The sequence below is a fragment of the Sphingomonas horti genome (genome assembly GCF_009753715.1).
GTDB lineage: Bacteria > Pseudomonadota > Alphaproteobacteria > Sphingomonadales > Sphingomonadaceae > Sphingomonas_B > Sphingomonas_B horti.
This window is the reverse complement of record NZ_WQMS01000013.1, coordinates 23,293-41,749: the sequence shown is the minus strand read 5'-3', so window position 1 is coordinate 41,749 and position 18,457 is coordinate 23,293. Positions and strand designations below refer to the sequence as shown.

Annotated in this window: 19 protein-coding genes and 1 tRNA gene; 6 read left to right on the top strand and 14 right to left on the bottom strand. The window is 68.1% G+C overall.

Going from position 1 to position 18,457, the window contains the following annotated elements:
• Positions 1-22 precede the first annotated feature (22 nt).
• From rseP to rpsB, 8 genes are all read right to left on the bottom strand, one after another.
• Positions 23-1,147, bottom strand: coding sequence for an RIP metalloprotease RseP (gene rseP, locus GON01_RS09750; RefSeq protein WP_157027196.1), 1,125 nt, complete (start codon positions 1,145-1,147; stop codon positions 23-25).
• Positions 1,144-2,304: a 1-deoxy-D-xylulose-5-phosphate reductoisomerase gene (locus GON01_RS09745; protein WP_181600022.1), complete on the bottom strand. Its 1,161-nt coding sequence runs from the start codon at positions 2,302-2,304 to the stop codon at positions 1,144-1,146. Before GON01_RS09745 ends, rseP begins: the two co-directional genes overlap by 4 nt.
• Positions 2,301-3,080, bottom strand: a complete 780-nt coding sequence (locus tag GON01_RS09740) for a phosphatidate cytidylyltransferase (RefSeq protein ID WP_181600021.1) — start codon at positions 3,078-3,080, stop codon at positions 2,301-2,303. Before GON01_RS09740 ends, GON01_RS09745 begins: the two co-directional genes overlap by 4 nt.
• The gene (locus GON01_RS09735; protein ID WP_157027194.1) at positions 3,077-3,793 is read right to left on the bottom strand and encodes an isoprenyl transferase; all 717 of its coding nucleotides are present in this window, start codon (positions 3,791-3,793) and stop codon (positions 3,077-3,079) included. The genes GON01_RS09740 and GON01_RS09735 overlap by 4 nt, the downstream gene beginning before the upstream one ends.
• Positions 3,794-3,819: 26 nt before the next feature.
• Entirely contained in the window at positions 3,820-4,377 is a 558-nt protein-coding gene (frr, locus tag GON01_RS09730) for a ribosome recycling factor (protein ID WP_157027193.1), read from the bottom strand.
• A gap of 1 nt (position 4,378) precedes the next feature.
• On the bottom strand, positions 4,379-5,101 hold the full coding sequence (gene pyrH / locus GON01_RS09725; RefSeq protein ID WP_157027192.1) for a UMP kinase: 723 nt from the start codon (positions 5,099-5,101) through the stop codon (positions 4,379-4,381).
• A 183-nt stretch (positions 5,102-5,284) separates the two neighbouring features.
• Positions 5,285-6,235: a translation elongation factor Ts gene (gene tsf, locus GON01_RS09720; protein ID WP_157027191.1), complete on the bottom strand. Its 951-nt coding sequence runs from the start codon at positions 6,233-6,235 to the stop codon at positions 5,285-5,287.
• A gap of 57 nt (positions 6,236-6,292) precedes the next feature.
• Entirely contained in the window at positions 6,293-7,066 is a 774-nt protein-coding gene (rpsB, locus tag GON01_RS09715; protein ID WP_157027190.1) for a 30S ribosomal protein S2, read from the bottom strand.
• Between the two features lie 209 nt (positions 7,067-7,275).
• Between rpsB and GON01_RS09710 the strand changes: the two genes are divergently transcribed.
• Entirely contained in the window at positions 7,276-7,500 is a 225-nt protein-coding gene (locus GON01_RS09710) for a hypothetical protein (RefSeq protein WP_157027189.1), read from the top strand.
• Here GON01_RS09710 and GON01_RS09705 read toward each other — a convergent pair.
• From GON01_RS09705 to GON01_RS09695, 3 genes are read right to left on the bottom strand one after another with little or no spacing between them, the layout of a single operon-like run.
• Complete coding sequence (locus GON01_RS09705) at positions 7,436-8,230, bottom strand: CDP-alcohol phosphatidyltransferase family protein (RefSeq protein WP_157027188.1); 795 nt, start codon at positions 8,228-8,230, stop codon at positions 7,436-7,438. The genes GON01_RS09710 and GON01_RS09705 overlap by 65 nt on opposite strands.
• Complete coding sequence (locus tag GON01_RS09700) at positions 8,227-8,961, bottom strand: phosphatidylserine decarboxylase (protein ID WP_157027187.1); 735 nt, start codon at positions 8,959-8,961, stop codon at positions 8,227-8,229. The genes GON01_RS09705 and GON01_RS09700 overlap by 4 nt, the downstream gene beginning before the upstream one ends.
• 59 nt (positions 8,962-9,020) lie before the next feature.
• Positions 9,021-9,317, bottom strand: coding sequence for a YciI-like protein (locus GON01_RS09695; RefSeq protein WP_157027186.1), 297 nt, complete (start codon positions 9,315-9,317; stop codon positions 9,021-9,023).
• 86 nt (positions 9,318-9,403) lie between these two features.
• Between GON01_RS09695 and GON01_RS09690 the strand changes: the two genes are divergently transcribed.
• Positions 9,404-10,624 (top strand): NADP-dependent isocitrate dehydrogenase, encoded by a 1,221-nt coding sequence (locus GON01_RS09690; protein WP_157027185.1) that lies wholly within the window; start codon positions 9,404-9,406, stop codon positions 10,622-10,624.
• Between the two features lie 583 nt (positions 10,625-11,207).
• On the opposite strand, the gene GON01_RS09685 is transcribed toward GON01_RS09690, so the two are convergent.
• The gene (locus GON01_RS09685) at positions 11,208-12,425 is read right to left on the bottom strand and encodes an FAD-dependent oxidoreductase (RefSeq protein WP_181600020.1); all 1,218 of its coding nucleotides are present in this window, start codon (positions 12,423-12,425) and stop codon (positions 11,208-11,210) included.
• Between the two features lie 152 nt (positions 12,426-12,577).
• Here GON01_RS09685 and GON01_RS09680 point away from each other — a divergent pair, with 152 nt between their 5' ends.
• A complete protein-coding gene (locus GON01_RS09680; protein WP_157027183.1) occupies positions 12,578-14,365 on the top strand; it encodes a cation:proton antiporter domain-containing protein in 1,788 nt (595 codons plus the stop codon).
• 5 nt (positions 14,366-14,370) lie between these two features.
• Here the strand turns inward: GON01_RS09680 and GON01_RS09675 are convergent.
• A tRNA-Leu gene (locus GON01_RS09675) sits at positions 14,371-14,455 on the bottom strand.
• Between the two features lie 85 nt (positions 14,456-14,540).
• Here GON01_RS09675 and GON01_RS09670 point away from each other — a divergent pair.
• From GON01_RS09670 to GON01_RS09660, 3 genes are read left to right on the top strand one after another with little or no spacing between them, the layout of a single operon-like run.
• Positions 14,541-15,368, top strand: coding sequence for an SIR2 family protein (locus GON01_RS09670; RefSeq protein ID WP_157027182.1), 828 nt, complete (start codon positions 14,541-14,543; stop codon positions 15,366-15,368).
• The gene (pncB, locus tag GON01_RS09665) at positions 15,365-16,606 is read left to right on the top strand and encodes a nicotinate phosphoribosyltransferase (protein ID WP_309503417.1); all 1,242 of its coding nucleotides are present in this window, start codon (positions 15,365-15,367) and stop codon (positions 16,604-16,606) included. The genes GON01_RS09670 and pncB overlap by 4 nt, the downstream gene beginning before the upstream one ends.
• Positions 16,607-16,637: 31 nt before the next feature.
• Positions 16,638-17,765 carry an aromatic ring-hydroxylating oxygenase subunit alpha gene (locus GON01_RS09660; protein WP_157027180.1) on the top strand — a complete coding sequence of 376 codons (1,128 nt, stop codon included), beginning with the start codon at positions 16,638-16,640 and terminating at the stop codon, positions 17,763-17,765.
• 162 nt (positions 17,766-17,927) lie between these two features.
• Here GON01_RS09660 and GON01_RS09655 read toward each other — a convergent pair whose 3' ends face one another.
• Positions 17,928-18,368: a response regulator gene (locus GON01_RS09655; protein ID WP_157027179.1), complete on the bottom strand. Its 441-nt coding sequence runs from the start codon at positions 18,366-18,368 to the stop codon at positions 17,928-17,930.
• Positions 18,369-18,457 lie beyond the last annotated feature (89 nt).

Sequence of the window (18,457 nt, the reverse complement as noted above, 5' to 3'; positions counted from 1 at the left end):
CTCGCGCCCTGCCCGAACCCGATCAGCCGATCAACCCGCTAAGACCCCGCCACAGGCCGAAGGCAGACAAATCGTTGAACGTCGCAAACAGCATCAGCCCCAGCAGGAGCAGCAGGCCGGAGCGGAATGCCCATTCCTGCACCTGCGGCGCCACCGGCTTCCGCCGGACCGCCTCGAGCGCATAGAAAAGCAGATGTCCGCCATCCAGCATAGGGACTGGCAACAGGTTGATGAATCCGAGATTAATCGAGATCAGCGCGATGAAGAAAGCGAACGGCCCCAGCCCGTCCGCGGCCATCTGGCCCGATGCCTGCGCGATCCGAAGCGGCCCGCCCAACTCCTGAGCCGATCGGCTTCCGGTCAGGATCTCGCCGAGCCCGTCGGCCATGATCCGGACGATGTACCAGCTCTGCTGCGCGCCGAGGCGCAGCGCGGTCAGCGGCCCGACCGGCTCCGTCTGCCCGGAAATCCCGAGCATCCCCATCTTGACCGGCTGGCCCTGCTGATCGACCGCCGGAACCGCGCGCGGCGTCACCCGGATCGCAATCTCCTCCCCGCCCCGCGCCACGTCGGCCGTGATCGGGGTGTCGGGGCGGCTGCGCACATAGCTGGTCAGCGCGGCGAAGCTGGCGATCGCCTGCCCGTCCACCCGCTTGACCACGTCGCCGGAGGCGAAGCCAGCCTGCTCGGCAGGGGAGCCGGCCATGATCTTGCCCGCGATCGGCGCCGTGCTCGGCTGTCCCTGGACAAGCACGAACCCGGCGATGATCAGGATCGCGAACAGGAAATTGGTGAGCGGCCCGGCCGCGACGATCAGCGCGCGCCGGCCGACCGACTTCGACTGGAAGGTGCGGTTGCGCTCCTCGGCCGGCAGCAGCATCCAGGCGGGGTCCGGCTGGCTCGCCGGGTTCATGTCGCCGGCGAAGCGGACATAGCCGCCCAGCGGCAGCCAGCCGAATTTCCAGCGCGTGCCGAGCCGGTCGGTAAAGCCGAAAATCTCCCGGCCGAAGCCGATCGAGAAGACCTCCGCCTTCACGCCGAACCAGCGGCCGACGAGATAATGCCCCATCTCATGCACGAACACGAGCGGGCCGATCACGGCCAGGAAAGCGAGGATGGTCAGCAGCAGACCCGGAGCATTGTTCAATCGACGAACACCTTCATCGCCTCGGCGGCCTTGTGCCGGGCCTCGCGATCGATCGCGATCACGTCCTCGATCGCGCCGGGCGCCGCCGGGTCATAGCGCTCCATCGTCTGCTCGACAATTGCGGCGATATCGAGGAAGGCGATGCGCCGGTCCAGAAACGCGGCGACCGCCACTTCGTTCGCGGCATTCAGGACCGCCGGGCGCGCGCCGCCGGCCGCCAGTGCCTCGCGCGCCAGCCGCAGCGCCGGAAAGCGCTCGGGATCGGGTGCCGCGAAATCGAGCCGGCCGACGGCGGCGAGGTCGAGCGGCGCGACCGGGGTATCCATCCGGTCCGGCCAGGCGAGCGTGTGCGCGATCGGCGTGCGCATGTCCGGCGAGCCGAGCTGCGCCAGCACCGATCCGTCAACATATTCGACCAGCGAATGGATCACCGACTGGCGGTGCAGGATGATCTCGATCCGCGCCGGATCGACCGGGAACAGCCGGGCCGCCTCGATCAGCTCCAGCCCCTTGTTCATCAGGGTCGCCGAATCGACCGAGATCTTGGCGCCCATTGACCAGACCGGATGCGCAACCGCCTGTTCCGGCGTGACCTGCGCCATCTCCGCCCGGCTCATGTCGCGGAACGGCCCGCCGCTCGCGGTCAGGATGATCCGCCGTACCCGCTCCGGCCGCGCGAAGTCGAAGCATTGGAAGATCGCGTTGTGCTCGGAATCGGCCGGCAGAATCGTCGCGCCGTGCCGCGCGGCCGCCGCCAGGATCAGCTCGCCTGCCGAAACCAGCGGCTCCTTGTTGGCAAGCACGACCGTGCCGCCCTGCTCGACCGCCGCCATGACCGGCTCCAGCCCCGCACAGCCGACGATCGCCGCCATCGTCCAGTCCGCGCCCGCCGCCGCGGCTTCCACCAGCGCGGCTTCGCCACCGCCCGTTTCGATCCCGGTGCCGCTCAGCGCGTCGCGCAGCTCCGGCAAGCGCCGCTCGTCGGCGATCACGGCCAGCTTCGCGCGCGTGCGCCGGGCAATCTCCGCCAGCTTGCGAACGTCGGAGCGCGCGGTGAGCGCGACCACCTCGAACCGCTCCGGCGCCCGCTCGATCAGGTCGAGCGTGGAGGTGCCGACCGACCCCGTCGCGCCGAGGATGCTGACGGTGCGCGTCACAGCAGCGTGTCCAGCAGGATCAGCGCCGCCGCCGCCGGCGCGACCGGGACCAGTCCGTCCAGCCGGTCGAGCACGCCGCCATGGCCGGGCAGGATCGTGCCGCTGTCCTTGACCCCCGCCTGCCGCTTCAGCCAGCTCTCATAGAGGTCGCCGATCTGCGCGATGACGGCCAGCACCGGGCTGGCAAAGGCCAGCTGCGGCGGCAGGCCCGCGAATTGCCACAGCAGCAGCCCCAGGATCAGCGCCGATGCGACGCCGCCGATCAGGCCGGCCCAGGTCTTGTTGGGGCTGACGGTCGGCGCCAGCTTCGGCCCGCCGATGCTCCGCCCTGCGAAATAGGCGCCGATGTCCGTGACCCATACCGTTGCGAGCGTCCACAGCGCGAGCAGCAGCCCGTCCGCGCGCCCCCGCAGGAACAGCAACGCCAGGGCCGGCAGGGCGACATAGGCGATGCCGAAGCCCAGCCGCGGCCTCAGCGTCACGATGGTCACGAAAAAGGCCGTGCCGATAATCAGCCCGAACGAGAAGAAGCTGACGCCGGACGCCAGCGGCGACATGATCGCCAGCGGCACGCAGCCTGCGAACATCGCCAGCCGCTTCTGGCGCGGATCGGGCTGGACCAGGTCACTCCACTCCGCGAGCATCAGCATCGCCGCGATCGAGGTCAGCAGCCACAGCCACACGCCGCCGCCCCACAGGGCCGCGAGCGCCAGCGCGATCAGCGCGATCCCGCTCACGGTGCGGACGGCCAGGTCCCCGCTTCGTGCCGCGTTCATAATCCGCCGAAGCGGCGTTCCCGTCGCGCGAAATCGTCGAGCGCCTCGGCCAGCTCGGCCTCGCCGAAATCCGGCCACAGCGTGTCGACGAACAACAGCTCCGCATAAGCGGCCTGCCACAGCAGAAAATTGGAAAGGCGCCGCTCGCCCGAGGTCCGGATCAGCAGGTCGACCGGCGGGATGTCCGCGGTGTCGAGCTCGGCGGCGATCGCGTCGGCGGTGATCGAGGAGGGCTCGATCTCGCCGGCCCGGGCGCGCTCGGCCAGCCGTTGCGCCGCGCGCGCGAGCTCGTTCTGCGAGCCGTAATTGAGCGCGATCACCAGCGTCATGCCGGTATTGGCCGCAGTGCGTTCGATCGCGCCGTCGATCAGCTTCACGACATCGTCCTGGAACGCGCGATAGTCGCCGATCACGCGGATGCGCACGCCGGCCTCGGCGATCTCGTTCAGGTCGGCGCGGATGAAGTGCCGCAGCAACCCCATCAGGTCAGAGACTTCCTCGACCGGGCGCCGCCAATTCTCCGACGAGAAGGCATAGAGCGTCAGCACTTCGATGCCGATCTCGCCGGCCTTGCGGACGATCCGCCGCACCGCCTCGACCCCGCGGCGATGGCCGGCGGCGCGCGGCAGCCGGCGCGCCTTGGCCCAGCGGCCATTGCCGTCCATGATGATGGCGACGTGGCGCGGCAATGCCCCGGCCCCGCCTGCGGCCATGGGTTCGGGGCTGGCCTTCAGCGGAATCACTGGCCGAGGATTTCTTTCTCTTTGGCGTGGGTGGCGGCGTCGATCTCGGCGATGGTCGAGTCGGTCAGCTTCTGCACTTCGGTCTCGTGCCGCTTGCGCTCGTCCTCGCTGATCTCGTGCTTCTTCTCGTCGGTCTTCAGCGCGTCCATGCCGTCGCGGCGGACGTTGCGGGCGGCGACCCGTGCCTTTTCCGCATATTGGCCGGCCAGCTTCGCCAGCTCCTTGCGCCGCTCCTCGGTCAGGTCCGGGATCGGCAGGCGCAGCGTCTGGCCGTCGACGATCGGGTTCAGGCCCAGGCCTGCCGAGCGGATTGCCTTGTCGACCGGGCCGACATTGGACTTGTCCCACACCTGCACCGACAGCATCCGCGGCTCCGGCGCCGAGACGGTCGCGACCTGGTTCAGCGGCATGTTCGACCCGTAAACCTCGACGTGCACGGGATCGAGCAAGGTCGTCGACGCGCGGCCGGTGCGCAGGCCCTGCAGGTCGTGCTTCAGCGCCTCGACCGCGCCGTGCATGCGGCGCTCCAGGTCGCTCTTGTTGTATGCGGGCATATCAGTCCCCTTCCCTCTGCACGATCGTGGCGACGCCTTCGCCGGCCAGCACCCGGGCAAGATTACCCTGTTCGCGGATGTTGAACACCACGATCGGAATATTGTTGTCGCGGCACAAGGCCACGGCGGACGCGTCCATCACTTTCAGATTGTCCGCGAGGACACGGTCGTAACTGATTGTATCGAAACGCCTGGCGGTCGCGACCTTCTTCGGATCGGCATCATAGACACCGTCCACCGACGTGCCCTTGAACAGCGCGTCGCACTTCATCTCGGCCGCGCGCAGCGCCGCGCCCGAATCGGTCGTGAAGAAGGGGCTGCCGACGCCGGCGGCGAAGATCACGATCCGGCCCTTCTCCAGGTGCCGCTCGGCGCGCCTGCGGATATAGGGTTCGCACACCGACGACATCGGGATCGCCGACTGCACGCGCGTGTCGACGCCGATCTGCTCCAGCGCGTTCTGCACCGCCAGCGCGTTCATCACGGTCGCCAGCATGCCCATATAGTCGGCGGTCGCCCGCTCGAAGCCCTTGGCGGCTGCCGCGAGCCCGCGGAAGATGTTGCCGCCGCCGACGACGACGCAGACTTCATAGCCCTGCGCCTTCACATCGGCGATTTCGCGCGCGACGCGGGCGGTGACGGCGGGATCGATCGCGTGGCCATCGCCCATCAGCACTTCGCCGGACAGCTTCAGGAGGATACGTTTGAAGCGAGGGCGGGTCATGCTGTTCCGTTCGGGCAAGTGCAGGGTGTCTTAGTCAGGGCAAAGCCGCAAGAAAACCCCTCTCCCCTTCAGGGGAGAGGGCGGCGCGGCGGAGCCGCCGCCGGGAGAGGGCTGAGCTGAGACTGCCCCTCTCCTTGGCCGCTGCGCGACCGTTCCTCTCCCTTCGAAGGGGAGAGGAAGCATTCACGCAACCGGCTCGGTCTTCTTGACGCCGGCGGTCGCCGCGACCTCGGCCGCGAAGTCGCTCGCCTGCTTCTCGATGCCTTCGCCCAGCTGGAAGCGGACGAAGTCCTTGACCGCGATCGAGCCGCCGGCGGCCTTCGCCTCGGCAGCGACGACGTCGCCCACCGGGGTCTTGCCGTCGATCACGAACGCCTGGGTCAGCAGCGCGTTCTCCTTGCGGAACTTGTCGACGGGGCCCTTGACGATCTTCTCGACCACTTCGGGCGGCTTGCCGGCAATCTTGTCGGCGGCCTTTTCCTTGGCGATCGCGGCTTCGCGCTCGATGATCGCCGGATCGATCGCCTCGCCGGTCAGCGCCAGCGGCGCAGCGGCGGCGATGTGCATCGCCAGCTGCTTGCCCAGCGCCTCGATCTTGGCGGCCGGGGCATCGCCTTCCAGCGCGACCAGCACGCCGATCTTGCCCATGCCCGGCGCCGCGGCGTTGTGGACATAGGAGACGACGGCGCCCTGGTTGACGCTCAGCGCCTTGGCGCGGCGCAGATTCTGGTTCTCACCGATCGTCGCGATGTTCTCGGTCAGCGCTTCCTGCACGCTCTTGCCCGACGGCATGGTCGCGTTCAGCAGCGCCTCGACATTGTCGCCGGCGTCGAGCGCCAGCTTGGTCACGTCGCGCACGAACGCCTGGAACTGCTCGTTCTTGGCGACGAAGTCGGTTTCCGAGTTCACCTCGACGGCAACGCCCTTGGTGCCCGCGGTGGCGACGCCGACCAGGCCCTCGGCGGCGGTGCGGCCCGCCTTCTTGCCCGCAGAGGCGAGGCCCTTGGCGCGCAGCCAGTCGATCGAGGCTTCGATGTCGCCGCCGGTCTCCGCCAGCGCCTTCTTGCAGTCCATCATGCCGGCGCCGGAGCGCTCGCGCAGATCCTTGACCATCGCGGCCGTGATTTCCGCCATGTTTCTACTCCTTAAAGATCAGTGCCCCTCCGGCCGCAGCCGGAGGGGCGAATGGGCTTACGCCGCCGCGGGCTCGCCTTCGTTCAGCGCCTCCTCGGCCGGCGGTTCGGCCATCGCGCCGATGTCGACGCCGCGCTGGGCCTGGCCCTGCTGGCCGCCGCGGGTCGCCGCCTGGGCCACCGCATCGACATAAAGGCGGATCGCGCGGCTGGCGTCGTCATTGCCCGGCACCGGGAAAGCGATGCCGTCCGGCGACACGTTGGAATCGAGGATCGCGACGACCGGGATGCCAAGCGTGTTGGCTTCCTTGATCGCCAGCTCTTCCTTGTTGGCGTCGATCACGAACATCACGTCCGGGATGCCGCCCATGTCGCGGATGCCGCCCAGCGACAGCTCCAGCTTGTCGCGCTCGCGGGTCAGCTGCAGCACTTCCTTCTTGGTCAGGCCGTGCGTGTCGCCGGAAAGCTGCTCTTCCAGCGCCTTGAAGCGCTTGATCGAGTTGGAGATCGTCTTCCAGTTGGTGAGCATACCGCCCAGCCAGCGGTGGTTGACGAAATGCTGGCCCGAACGGCGCGCCGCCTCGGCGATCGGCTCCTGCGCTTGGCGCTTGGTGCCGACGAACAGCACCTTGCCGCCGGCGGCGACGGTCGAGCTGATGAAGTCCAGCGCGCGCGCGAACAGCGGCACGGTCTGCGACAGATCGAGGATGTGCACGCCATTCCGCTCGCCGTAGATGTACGGCTTCATCTTGGGATTCCAGCGATGCGTCTGGTGGCCGAAATGCGCGCCCGCTTCGACGAGCGCATTCAGAGAGACGGTGGGAGCCGCCATAGGATGTTCTCCTTACCCGGTTATACCTCTGGAAGGCAGTGATCCCTCGACAAGCGCGGGACACCGGTATGAGCGCCTTCCATGTGGAATGCGGCGGCCCTTAGCGGCGAACCGAGTCATTTGCAAGCTTGACAGCGCCGGAACAAATAGGGAACACAGGAACCAACGGAGTCATGGGCGGTTGGCGCCCTGACCTCAGGGAGGTTCCGATGGCCCAGATTTTCTCCGCGCTTTTCTTCACCTTCGCCGCGATCGGCGCGTCCTTGCTGCTGGTCCGCATGCTGCGCGACGAAGCGGCGCGCGTGCTCGCGATCCTGGCGGGGGAGGAACTGGTGCACGCGCGTGCGCTGGCCGCGCCGCCGGTGCGGGTCAGGGTGCGGGCGTGGCGAGGTCCGGCGCCGCGCCGCGTGCCGCCGCTGCGCGCCGCTGCCTGACGCGGGCATAGGAGCGCAGGCTGAACGGGATCAGCGCCAGGTAGATCACCGCGACCACGGTGAGCGTCTCCCAGGGCACCGTGACCAGCGCGCCGCCCAGCAGGGCTACGCCCGCGATCGCCTCCAGCCGGATCGTGCGCCGCAGCCGCAGCGACGACCAGCTATAGGTCGCGACGTTGGAGATCATCAGGAACGCGACCAGCGCCATCCAGGGCGCTACGATCCAGACCGCCCGCAGATGCTCTTCGCCCGACCAGAGCCAGATGAAGATGGGCAGCAGCGCAAGGCCCGCTCCCGCAGGGGCGGGCACGCCCGTCAGGAAGCCGGCCGATTTGTGCGGCTGTTCGCTCGCGTCGATCTGGGCATTGAACCGCGCCAGCCTGAGCGCACAGCAGACGGCATGGCCCAGCGCGAATAGCCAACCATAGCGGGGCAGCGCCTGCAGCGACCAGAGATAGAGGATCAGCGCCGGCGATACGCCGAACGCGATCACGTCGGACAGCGAATCGAGCTCGGCGCCGAACCGGCTCTCGCCTTTCAGCAGCCGCGCGATGCGGCCGTCCAGGCCATCGAGCACGCCGGCGACGATGATCGACGCGACCGCCAGGTCCCATTGCCCGCCGACCGCGAAGCGCACGCCCGACAGCCCCATGCACAAGGCGAGCGCGGTCACCGCGTTGGGGGCGACGGCGCGCAGCGAGATGCCGCGCCGGGGCCGGTCCGGGATCATTGCGGGATGCCGATCCCTGCGTCCGGCTCGCCCAGTTTCGCGATGATCGTCTCGCCGGCGATCGTGCGCTGGCCGAGCGCGACGCGCGGCGACGTCCCGGCCGGCAGATAGACGTCGACCCGGCTGCCGAAGCGGATCAGGCCGATCCGCTGCCCGCGTCCCACGGTGTCGCCGACCTTGACGAACGGCACGATCCGCCGCGCGACCAGCCCCGCGATCTGGGTGAAGCCGATCCGCACCCCGTCCGCGCCTTCCACCAGGATATGCTGGCGCTCATTGTCCTCGCTCGCCTTGTCGAGGTCGGCGTTCAGGAACTTGCCCGAGATATAGGCGACCTGCCGCACCGTCCCCGCGATCGGCGAGCGGTTGATGTGCACGTCGAAGACGCTCATGAAGATGGAAACGCGCGTCATCGGCGCGTCGCCCAGGCCGTTCTCGCCGGCCATTTCGGGCGGCGGCGCGACCTGCTGGATCAGCGTGATCAGCCCGTCGGCGGGCGCGATCACCAGCCCCTCCCCTTGCGGCACGCTGCGGATCGGGTCGCGGAAAAAGGCGGCGACCCAGATCGTCACCGCGGCCATCGGCCAGGCCAGCGTCTCCCACGCGAACCAGGCGAAGATCAGCGTCACGACCGCCGAGATCAGGACGAATTTGCGTCCGTCGGGATGGACGGAGGGCCAGCGCCACTTGACGTTCGTCGTCGCGACCGGCGGCTTTTCAAGCGATGCCATTGCGCCTCCTTAGCAGCACCCGATCCCGAAACAATGATCGAGCGCGCCCAAGGCTCCGCTCAGGGCCGCACCGGCGTCGCGGCGTGCTTGCCGACGACCGTGGTCCAAGGCCGCACCCGCCATTCCTGCACAAGGCCCTGCGCGACATAAGGGTCGCTCTTCGCGAACGCCTCGGCCGCCGCTTTGTCCGAGAACAGCAGCAGCGCCGATTCGGGCGGATCGCCGACCGCGCCGCCCAGCAGCAGCGCACCCTGGTCGGCCGCCTCCCAGGCGAGTGCCAGATGCTCGCCCCGGAATTGGCCGCGCCGCTCCAGATAGTCGGGCGCGAGATCGTAGGTCAGTATGAAATGGGCCATGTTGCCGCTCCTCTGGGCTCCGGTTGACAGGCCGGGCGCTTCGCCTAGGGAAAGCGCCAAATCAATCTTCCTGGGACGAATACGCAATGGCCAAGATCAAGGTGAAAACCCCCGTCGTCGAGCTCGACGGCGACGAGATGACGCGGATCATCTGGGCCTGGATCCGCGAGCGCCTGATCCTGCCCTATCTCGACATCGACCTCGAATATTACGACCTCGGCATCCAGAAACGTGACGAGACCGAGGATCGCGTCACCGTCGAGTCCGCGCGCGCGATCAAGAAATACGGCGTCGGCGTGAAGTGCGCGACGATCACCCCGGACGAGGCGCGAGTTCAGGAATTCGACCTCAAGAAGATGTGGAAGTCGCCGAACGGCACGATCCGCAACATCCTGGGCGGCGTCGTCTTCCGCGAGCCGATCGTCATCAGGAACGTGCCGCGGCTGGTCCCCGGCTGGACCGACCCGATCGTCGTCGGCCGCCACGCGTTCGGCGACCAGTACAAGGCGACCGACTTCCGCGTGCCCGGCCCCGGCAAGCTGCGCATGGTCTTCGAGGGCGACGACGGCACGGTGATCGACGAGGAAGTCTTCCAATTCCCGTCGTCGGGCGTCGCGATGGGCATGTACAATCTGGATGATTCGATCCGCGACTTCGCCCGCGCATCGTTGAACTACGGCCTGCTGCGCGAATGGCCGGTGTACCTCTCGACCAAGAACACGATCCTGAAGGCCTATGACGGCCGCTTCAAGGACATCTTTGCCGAGGTTTATGAGAATGAATTCAAGCCCCAGTTCGACAAGCTTGGTATCGTGTATGAGCATCGCCTGATCGACGACATGGTCGCCTCCGCCCTGAAGTGGAGCGGCAAATTCGTCTGGGCCTGCAAGAATTACGACGGCGACGTGCAGTCCGACTCGGTCGCCCAGGGCTTCGGCTCGCTGGGCCTGATGACCTCGGTCCTGCTCTCGCCCGACGGCAAGACCGTGGAAGCGGAGGCGGCGCACGGCACCGTCACTCGCCACTATCGCATGCACCAACAGGGCAAGGCGACCTCGACCAACCCGATCGCGTCGATCTTCGCCTGGACCGGCGGCCTGAAATATCGCGGCCGCTTCGACAATACGCCGGACGTCACCCGCTTCGCCGAGACGCTGGAGCGCGTCTGCATCCAGACGGTTGAAAGCGGCGCGATGACCAAGGATCTCGCCATCCTGATCGGCCCCGACCAGCCCTGGATGACCACCGAACAATTCTTCGAAGCGATCCGCGCCAACCTCGAAACGGCGATGGCCGATTGGAAGTAGGGGGTAGGCTGAAAAGGCGTTTGACTAGAGGCCGGCGGTTCACACGCTGGGCCAACGCGATCTATCGCTTTGCTCTACTCGCCGCCTTTTTGTTGCCTTTGCCGATCCTGTCTCAGGCCGGGCTTCTTTGGCTTTGGCCGATCGTTGGCTTGTCCGCGATCGCTTCTGGAACGATCGTGCACGAGATCGGCCATGCCGTCGGCTGTCTCGCCGCGCGTGGGCGCATTGCGATGCTCGCCGTCTATCCGCTGGTGATCGAGTTGTCGCCGTTACGCCTTCGATGGCAGCCTCGGCGGCGAGTCTGGTTCGCTACCGGTCGAACCGAATATATCTTCGCCAGACGCCACGGACGGCGATACATGCTGGCGACTCTCGGGGGCCCATGTGCTGACGCGTTGATGGCCTTTGTCAGTTTCGCGATGCTTGATCTGACTTCGTCTTTTCCCCTGGCTCGTGGCTTTTTCGCTGCGCTCTTGGTCCAGTGCTCATTGCACGTCATGTCGAATTTGCTTCCTTGTCCCGGGAGCGACGGCCGTTCGTTACTAAATATCGCCCGGGCCAATCGTCTACGGATTGACCATATCTAGTCTTCCGGTGAGAGCTGTGTAGCATCCGGTGAACGCACATGCTCCCGCCGGATGCCGAGACCGACCAGGCGGGCGGGAATCCGCCGCAGCACCGGGAACCAGTCGAACAGTCGCAGCGGGAACGGCACCGCGTCGATCACTGCCTTGCTCTCGAGCAACGGCTTCAGCAGCCGGTCGTGCACGGCCTTCTGCGCCGCCTGCGTGACCCGCACCGGCAGCATCCGCCGCTGCTCGATCTTCGGCAGCAGCGCGTCGACCGGCTCGCCTCGCGCCATCGGGGCGGCAAGGATGTTCGCCGCCGCCACCGCGTCCTGGATCGCAAGGTTGATCCCCACCCCGCCCACCGGCGACATCGCGTGCGCGGCGTCGCCGATCGCCAGCAGTCCCGGCCGGCTCCAGCGCTCCAGCCGGTCGAGCGCCACCGACAGTAATTTGATCTGGTCCCAATCGGTCAGCGTATCGACGACGTCGGCCAGTTCCGGCGCCGCCGCGCCGACGCCGCGCCGGAACGCCTCGATGCCGCGTGCCTTCAGCGCCTCCGCTCCGCCTTTTGCGACGACATAGGCGCACTGCCAATAGTCGCCGCGATCCAGCTGGACGACCAGCGTGCCGTTGCCGAAGGTCCCGCCGGTCAGGTTTACGCCGCTGCGCCCCTTGGGCAGCCGGAACCACAGCACGTCGATCGGCGCGCCGAGATCGCGCTTGGGCAGGCCCGCTTTCTCGCGCAGCACCGATCGCCGCCCGTCCGCCGCGATCGTCAGCCTTGCCCGCATCTCCTCGCCGCTCGCCAGCCGCACGCCCGCGACCCGGCCGCCGTCCAGCAGCAGGTCCGCCGCTTCCGCCTCCATCCGCAGTGCAAAGGTCGGGTGTCGCCGCGCCTCGTCGGCAAGGAAATCGAGGAAATCCCATTGCGGCATCAGCGCGATGAACGGGCATTTGACCGGCAGGTGGCGGGTATCGGCGACCGTGATCCGCGCGTCCGCCACCCGCACCGTCAGCGTCTGCACTTCGTCATGCGGCCGCTCCAGGAAAGCATCGAGCAGCCCCAGCTCGTCGATCAGCTCCATCGTCGAGGGGTGGACGGTGTCGCCCCGGAAGTCGCGCAGGAAGTCGGCATGCTTTTCCAGCACCAGCGTCTGCACGCCGGCCCGCGCGAACAACAGGCCGGCCATCATGCCGGCCGGGCCGCCGCCGGCGATCACTAGGTCATGCACGCGCTTCTCCCTTTGCCTGGCCAACGCGCCGTCCGCGCCCGGGGTTCGACAGGCATGGCTCTCCCCACCCGCGCCGTCGAGCCTGCCAGCAAATTCGCCGCGAAGCCCAGGAAAAAGCTGACAAGCCGATTTCGGCTCAGCAATGAAGGGCCATGGCTCTCCCGATCGATTCAGACGCGTTCAGTGATTCCCTCGTCGTCCTCGGCGCTGCCGGTCTCGTTATCCCGGCGTTCGCCCGCCTCCGCGTCAGCCCGGTCATCGGCTTCATCCTGGTCGGCATGCTGGTCGGCCCCAACGGCCTGGGATCGCTGGTCGATCGCTATCCCTGGCTCTACCACGTCACGATCACCCAATCGGAATCGATCAGCCCGTTCGCGGAGCTCGGCATCATCCTGCTGCTGTTCTCGATCGGGCTGGAGCTGTCGTTTCGCCGGCTCTGGTCGATGCGCAAGCTGGTGTTCGGGCTCGGCGCGTCGCAGCTGGCGCTGTGCGGTTTGCTGATCGGCGCGGCGCTCTACCTGATCGGGCAGAGCTGGGCCGGCGCCTTCGGGCTCGGCATGGCGCTCGCCTTGTCCTCGACCGCGCTGGTCCTGCCGATGACGGGCACGCGCAGCCAGGTCGGCCGGCCCGCCTTCGCGATGCTGCTGCTGGAAGACGTCGCGCTGGTGCCGATCATCTTCGCGCTGGGCGTGCTCGCGCCCCAGGCCCAGGATGCCGGCCTGGAGCCGCTGCTGACGACGATCGGCCTCGGCGCGCTGACCATCGTCCTGATGCTGATCGCCGGCCGCATCCTGCTGCCGCCCCTGTTCGCCCAGGCCGCACGCACCAAGAGCCCGGAGCTGTTCCTTGCCGCGAGCCTGCTGATCGTGATCATCGCCAGCGTCGCGACCACGGCGGCCGGCCTGTCGCCGATCGTGGGCGCCCTGCTCGCCGGCATCCTGATCGCGGAAACCGAGTTCCGCAGCGAGGTCGAGATCACCACCGCGCCGTTTAAGGGTCTGGCGCTCGGCGTGTTCCTGATCACGATCGGGATGAGCGTGGACGTCCGCCAGATCGCCGCCAATTGGCCTTCGCTGGTCACCGCCGTGATCGGCGTCGTGCTGGTCAAGACGATCGTCACTGGCGCGCTGCTGCGCTTCGCCGGCGCCCGGCCGGGGGTCGCCCTGGAAACCGGCGTGCTGATGTCGTCGCCGTCGGAAACCACGCTGATCGTGCTCTCCGCCGCCGTCGGCGCGCGGCTGATCACGCCGTCCACCGCCGCCTTCTGGCAGACCGTCACCGCGATCGGGCTGACGATCACGCCGGTGCTTGCCCGCGTCGGCCACGACATGGCGCGGCGGATCGAGCTGCGGCGCGCCGGGGGCCTGGGCGAGCTCGCCGACACCCCGGTGCCGGAACAGCGGGTGGCGATCATCGGGTTCGGGCGGGTCGGCCAGCTGGTCGCCGACCTGCTGCGCACCCATGGCAAGGGCTTTGTCGGCGTCGATGCGGACATCGACGCGGTCGCGACCGCGCGCAGCCAGGGCTATCCGGTCCTGTTCGGCGACATCTCGCGGCCGGGCCTGCTCGAGCGGCTGGAGCTTGGCAATTCGGCGGCGCTGGTGCTGACGATGGACCAGCCCCAGCTGTCGCTGAAGATCGTCCGCCTTGTCCGCGCCCGTTTCCCCGATCTTACCATCGTCGCCCGCGCCCGCGACGTCTATCACGCTGCCGAGCTCTACCGGCTGGGGGTGACGGACGCGGTTCCGGAAGCGCTGGAAAGCTCGCTGCAGCTGTCGGAGGCCGTGCTCGTCGATCTGGGCGTGGCGATGGGCCCGGTGATCGCCTCGATTCACGAAAAGCGCGACGAGCTGCGCAAGGAGATCAGGGAAACCGGCGAGCTCGACCGCGAACCCCGCCTCCGCCGCACCCGGTTGAGCGACGTCGAAGCCGAATCCTGAAGGGGTGGTGCGGGCGGTCGGACTCGAACCGACATGACCGAAGCCGCGGCATTTTGAGTGCCGTGCGTCTACCAATTTCGCCACGCCCGCGCGCGGTCGCGACCGCCTAGCCGAGCGGGCGCCGTCCCGCAACCGGCCGCGGAACGCACGCCCGCCCGCGCCGTTTGTTACGGCCATGGAAGAACTGCACATCGGCGACGGCTATTCCGCGCTGGTTGAGACGGTGCGGGCGCGCCGCTGCGTGCTGTTCGCCGGCGCCGGCCTGTCGATGGCGGTCGGCCTGCCCTCCTGGTCGCAGCTGATCGAGCATATGCGCGCGGATCTCGGCCTCACCGAGCAGGACAGCGACGCCGATTACCAGATGCTCGCCGAATATTACCGGCTGCAGCAGGGCAGCATCGGCGCGCTCAGGAGCTGGATGGACCGCAGCTGGAGCGTCTCCGAAGCGAAAGTCGCCAGGTCGAAGCTGGACGAGCTGATCGTCCGCCTCGACTTTCCGATCCTCTACACGACCAATTACGACAACAATCTGGAGGTCGCCTATCAGCTTGCCGGCCGCCGCTACGTGAAGATCGTCAACGCCCGCGACCTCGCCCGCGCCGGCGACGGCTGCCCGCAGATCGTCAAATTCCACGGCGACTTCGAATCCGACGCGTCGCTGGTGCTGGCCGAGACCGACTATTTCGACCGCCTGAACTTCGATTCGCCTCTGGACGTTAAGTTTCGCGCCGACGCGCTCGGCCGCACCATCCTGTTCATCGGCTATTCGATGTCGGACCTGAACATCCGGCTGCTGCTGCACAAATTGTGGCGCACCTGGGCCCATACCGGCCGGATCAAGGATCGCCCGCCGTCCTTCGTCTTCGCCGCGCGCCCCGATCCGGTGCGCGACGCGGTGCTCGGCCAATGGGGGATCACCGTGCTCAGCGGCGGCAAGGAGCGGGATCCGGAACGGGCGCTGGTCAGGTTCCTCGACCAGCTTGCCGGCGATGTGGACTCGTGAGCGGCCGGCCGATCGTCGAGACATTGCTCGACACGGACTTCTACAAATGGCTGATGCTGCAGCTGATCCGGCGGCTGCACCCGGACGTGCGCACCGAATGGGCGCTGATCAACCGCACCCGCTCGGTCCGCCTCGCCGAGCAGATCGATATCGGCGAACTCCGCGAGCAGCTCGATCATGTCCGCACTCTCCCCCTTGCCCCCGCCGAGCGGGCCTGGCTCGGCCGGCTCTGCTTCGACGACATGTGCCCGATCCTGGAGCCCGGCTTTCTCGACTGGGCCGAAAGGTTGCGCCTGCCCGCCTATGAACTCGCCGTCCGCGACTGCCAGGTCGATCTCCGCTTCGATGGCCCATGGGCGGAAACCACGTTGTGGGAGATTGCCGCGCTGGCGATCGTGAACGAGCTGCGCAGCCGCGCCGCGCTCCGGGGTGTGGACGCCCGCTCCCTCTACGCCGGCGCGCGCGAGCGGCTACGCGCGAAAGCTTCGCGGCTGGCGGCCATCCCGGACCTGATGCTGTCGGATTTCGGCACCCGCCGCCGCCACGGCCGAGACTGGCAGGAGGACTGCATCCTGACGCTCCGTGACGCGCTCGGCAGCCGTCTGGTCGGCACCAGCAACGCCCTATTCGCGATGCGCCACGGCCTGGAGCCAATCGGCACCAACGGCCATGAGCTGCCGATGACGCTCGCCGCGCTTGCCCCGGACGACGACGCGCTCGCCCGCTCGCCCTATCTCGTGCTGGAGGAATGGGACCAGCTTTATGGCGGCCGCCTGCTGGTCGCGTTGCCGGATACGTTCGGCACCCGCGCCTTCCTGCGCGATGCGCCTGCCTGGGTCGCGGACTGGACGGGCTTTCGTCCCGATTCCGCGCCGCCGGTCGAAGCGGGCGAGGAGATCATCGCCTGGTGGCGCCGCCATGGCGTCGACCCGGCGGGCAAGCGGCTGATCTTCGCCGACGCTCTGGACGTGGACGCTATCGAGCGACTCCACGGCCATTTCGCCGCGCGCGTGCGCACCAGCTTCGGCTGGGGCACCGACCTCACCAACGACACGGGCAGCGCCGATCCCCGGCTGATGCCGCTCTCGCTGGTCTGCAAGGTGACCGCGGCGAACGGCCGCCCCGCCGTCAAGCTCTCCGACAATCCGGCCAAGGCGCTCGGCCCGCCGGCGGAGGTCGCCCGCTATCTTCGCGTGTTCGGCAGCGAGGGGATGATCGAACGCTCGCTGCGCTATTGAGCAGCCGCGCGACTCGGCGCACAGTTGCGCCATGAACGCGCTCACGCCCACGCCCGGCCAGCTCGCGCTCGCCGAGACTCTCGCCGATGGTTCGATCAAGCGCGGCGACGGCATCACCACCGTCCCCGCGTCCGTCTATACCGACCCGGCGCGCCACGATCGCGAATGGGCGGCGCTGTTCGCCGCGATGCCCAACGTGATCGCGCCGTCCGCGCTGCTGCCCGGGCCGAACATGGCGGTGCCGCACGACGGCTTCGGCAAGCCGCTGCTCGTCACCCGCGACAAGGCCGGCAAGGCGCATGTGTTCCTGAACGTCTGCCGGCATCGCGGCACAAGGCTGGTCGAAGGGAGCGAGGCGGTGTGTGCGCCGCGGCTCGTCTGCCCCTATCACGCCTGGTCCTACGCGCTCGATGGCCGCCTCTCCGGCCTGCCGCGCGCCGAGACCTTTCCCGGCCTCGACAAGAGCACGCATGGCCTGAAGGAGCTGCCGAGCCTTGAGGCGGGCGGCTTGATCTGGTTCGCGTTCGACGAGCAGGCGGATTTCGCGGCCGCCGAGGCCCTGTCACACGATTTCGACGCGTTCGGCCTGGCCGGCCAGCATCTATTCGCGCGCAACACCCACCAGGTGGCGGCGAATTGGAAGCTGATCGTCGATGCTTTTTCCGAAAGCTACCATGTCCAGCGGCTGCATGCCGAAACGATCGGCCCGATGTTCCAGGACGGCGTGACCGCCGGCGACCGGGTCGGCCCGCACCAGCGATCCGCGGTCGGCCGCGCCGCGGCGATCGCCGGGCTCGATCGCAGCGACTGGGCCGCGCTTCGCTCCGCCGTCACCTATGCCTATCAGCTCTTCCCCGGCGGCATCCTGATCGTCAGCCCCGATTACGTGAACCTGATGGTGCTGATGCCGCAGGCGGTCGACCGCAGCCTGGTCGAGGATTTCATGCTGATTCCCGAGGCGCCGAAGACCGAAAAGGCCCTCTCCCACTGGCAGCGCAGCTGGCAGCTGCTCGATCAGGGCGTGTTCGGTAGCGAGGATTTCCGCGCCGCCGCGCTCGGCCAGCAGGGCCTGTCGAGCGGCGCCGTCGACCACCTGACGCTGGGCACCCTCGAAACCGGCATCCGCGCCTTCCACGACCAGGTCGAAATGCGGCTTTGATAAGGTCCTCCCCGAGCTCGCTCGGGGAGGGGGACCGCGCGAAGCGCGGTGGAGGGGCCGGAGCGGAGCGGAGGGTTGCTTCCGCCCGCTTCGCGGTCGGCCCCTCCACCACCGGCTCCGCCGGCGGTCCCCCTCCCCTCAGCAAAGCTGAGGGGAGGATTTTCAAGCCGCCGGCACGCTGTCCGCGTAGAGGTGCAGGCCGGGCGGCGCCTTCTTCACGCTGCCGCGCGCGAGCAGGGTCTCGATCGCCTCGATCGCGCCACGCAGGTCCCTGGGCGTGAACGGCTTTTCCAGGCAGCCGATGCCGAGCGACTCGCCGCCTTTCGGGCAGCGCCCGGTGACGAACAGCACCTGAAGGCCGGCCCGCCGCGCTGCCGCCGCGACCTCGACGCCGTTGCCGCCGTCGGTCAGCCCCAGGTCGACCAGCGCCAGGTCGATCTTCTTCGACCCGATCACCTCCAGCGCCGCTTCGACGCTGTCGACGGTGCCGACCACCTGATAGCCGCCTTCGATCAGCACATGCTCGGTATCGAATGCGATCAGCGGCTCGTCCTCGACGATCAGGATACGCTGGATCTTCCTGGCCCGCTTACCGAACACCATTGCCGCCCTGCTTTTCCTCCGCCATGGAACGCGCCCTGTTCGCGCCCCTTACCGGCTGATGAACATAACGCATGCCGCACGGTTTTTGT

Excerpts from the sequence above, each read along its gene's own strand:
- GON01_RS09740 (WP_181600021.1), bottom strand. The coding sequence starts at position 3,080 with ATGAACGCGGCACGAAGCGGGGACCTGGCCGTCCGCACCGTGAGCGGG.
- GON01_RS09735 (WP_157027194.1), bottom strand. The coding sequence starts at position 3,793 with ATGGCCGCAGGCGGGGCCGGGGCATTGCCGCGCCACGTCGCCATCATC.
- frr (WP_157027193.1), bottom strand. The coding sequence starts at position 4,377 with ATGCCCGCATACAACAAGAGCGACCTGGAGCGCCGCATGCACGGCGCG.
- pyrH (WP_157027192.1), bottom strand. The coding sequence starts at position 5,101 with ATGACCCGCCCTCGCTTCAAACGTATCCTCCTGAAGCTGTCCGGCGAA.
- tsf (WP_157027191.1), bottom strand. The coding sequence starts at position 6,235 with ATGGCGGAAATCACGGCCGCGATGGTCAAGGATCTGCGCGAGCGCTCC.
- rpsB (WP_157027190.1), bottom strand. The coding sequence starts at position 7,066 with ATGGCGGCTCCCACCGTCTCTCTGAATGCGCTCGTCGAAGCGGGCGCG.
- GON01_RS09710 (WP_157027189.1), top strand. The coding sequence starts at position 7,276 with ATGGCCCAGATTTTCTCCGCGCTTTTCTTCACCTTCGCCGCGATCGGC.
- GON01_RS09705 (WP_157027188.1), bottom strand. The coding sequence starts at position 8,230 with ATGATCCCGGACCGGCCCCGGCGCGGCATCTCGCTGCGCGCCGTCGCC.
- GON01_RS09700 (WP_157027187.1), bottom strand. The coding sequence starts at position 8,961 with ATGGCATCGCTTGAAAAGCCGCCGGTCGCGACGACGAACGTCAAGTGG.
- GON01_RS09695 (WP_157027186.1), bottom strand. The coding sequence starts at position 9,317 with ATGGCCCATTTCATACTGACCTACGATCTCGCGCCCGACTATCTGGAG.
- GON01_RS09690 (WP_157027185.1), top strand. The coding sequence starts at position 9,404 with ATGGCCAAGATCAAGGTGAAAACCCCCGTCGTCGAGCTCGACGGCGAC.
- GON01_RS09680 (WP_157027183.1), top strand. The coding sequence starts at position 12,578 with ATGGCTCTCCCGATCGATTCAGACGCGTTCAGTGATTCCCTCGTCGTC.
- GON01_RS09670 (WP_157027182.1), top strand. The coding sequence starts at position 14,541 with ATGGAAGAACTGCACATCGGCGACGGCTATTCCGCGCTGGTTGAGACG.
- GON01_RS09660 (WP_157027180.1), top strand. The coding sequence starts at position 16,638 with ATGAACGCGCTCACGCCCACGCCCGGCCAGCTCGCGCTCGCCGAGACT.
- GON01_RS09655 (WP_157027179.1), bottom strand. The coding sequence starts at position 18,368 with ATGGTGTTCGGTAAGCGGGCCAGGAAGATCCAGCGTATCCTGATCGTC.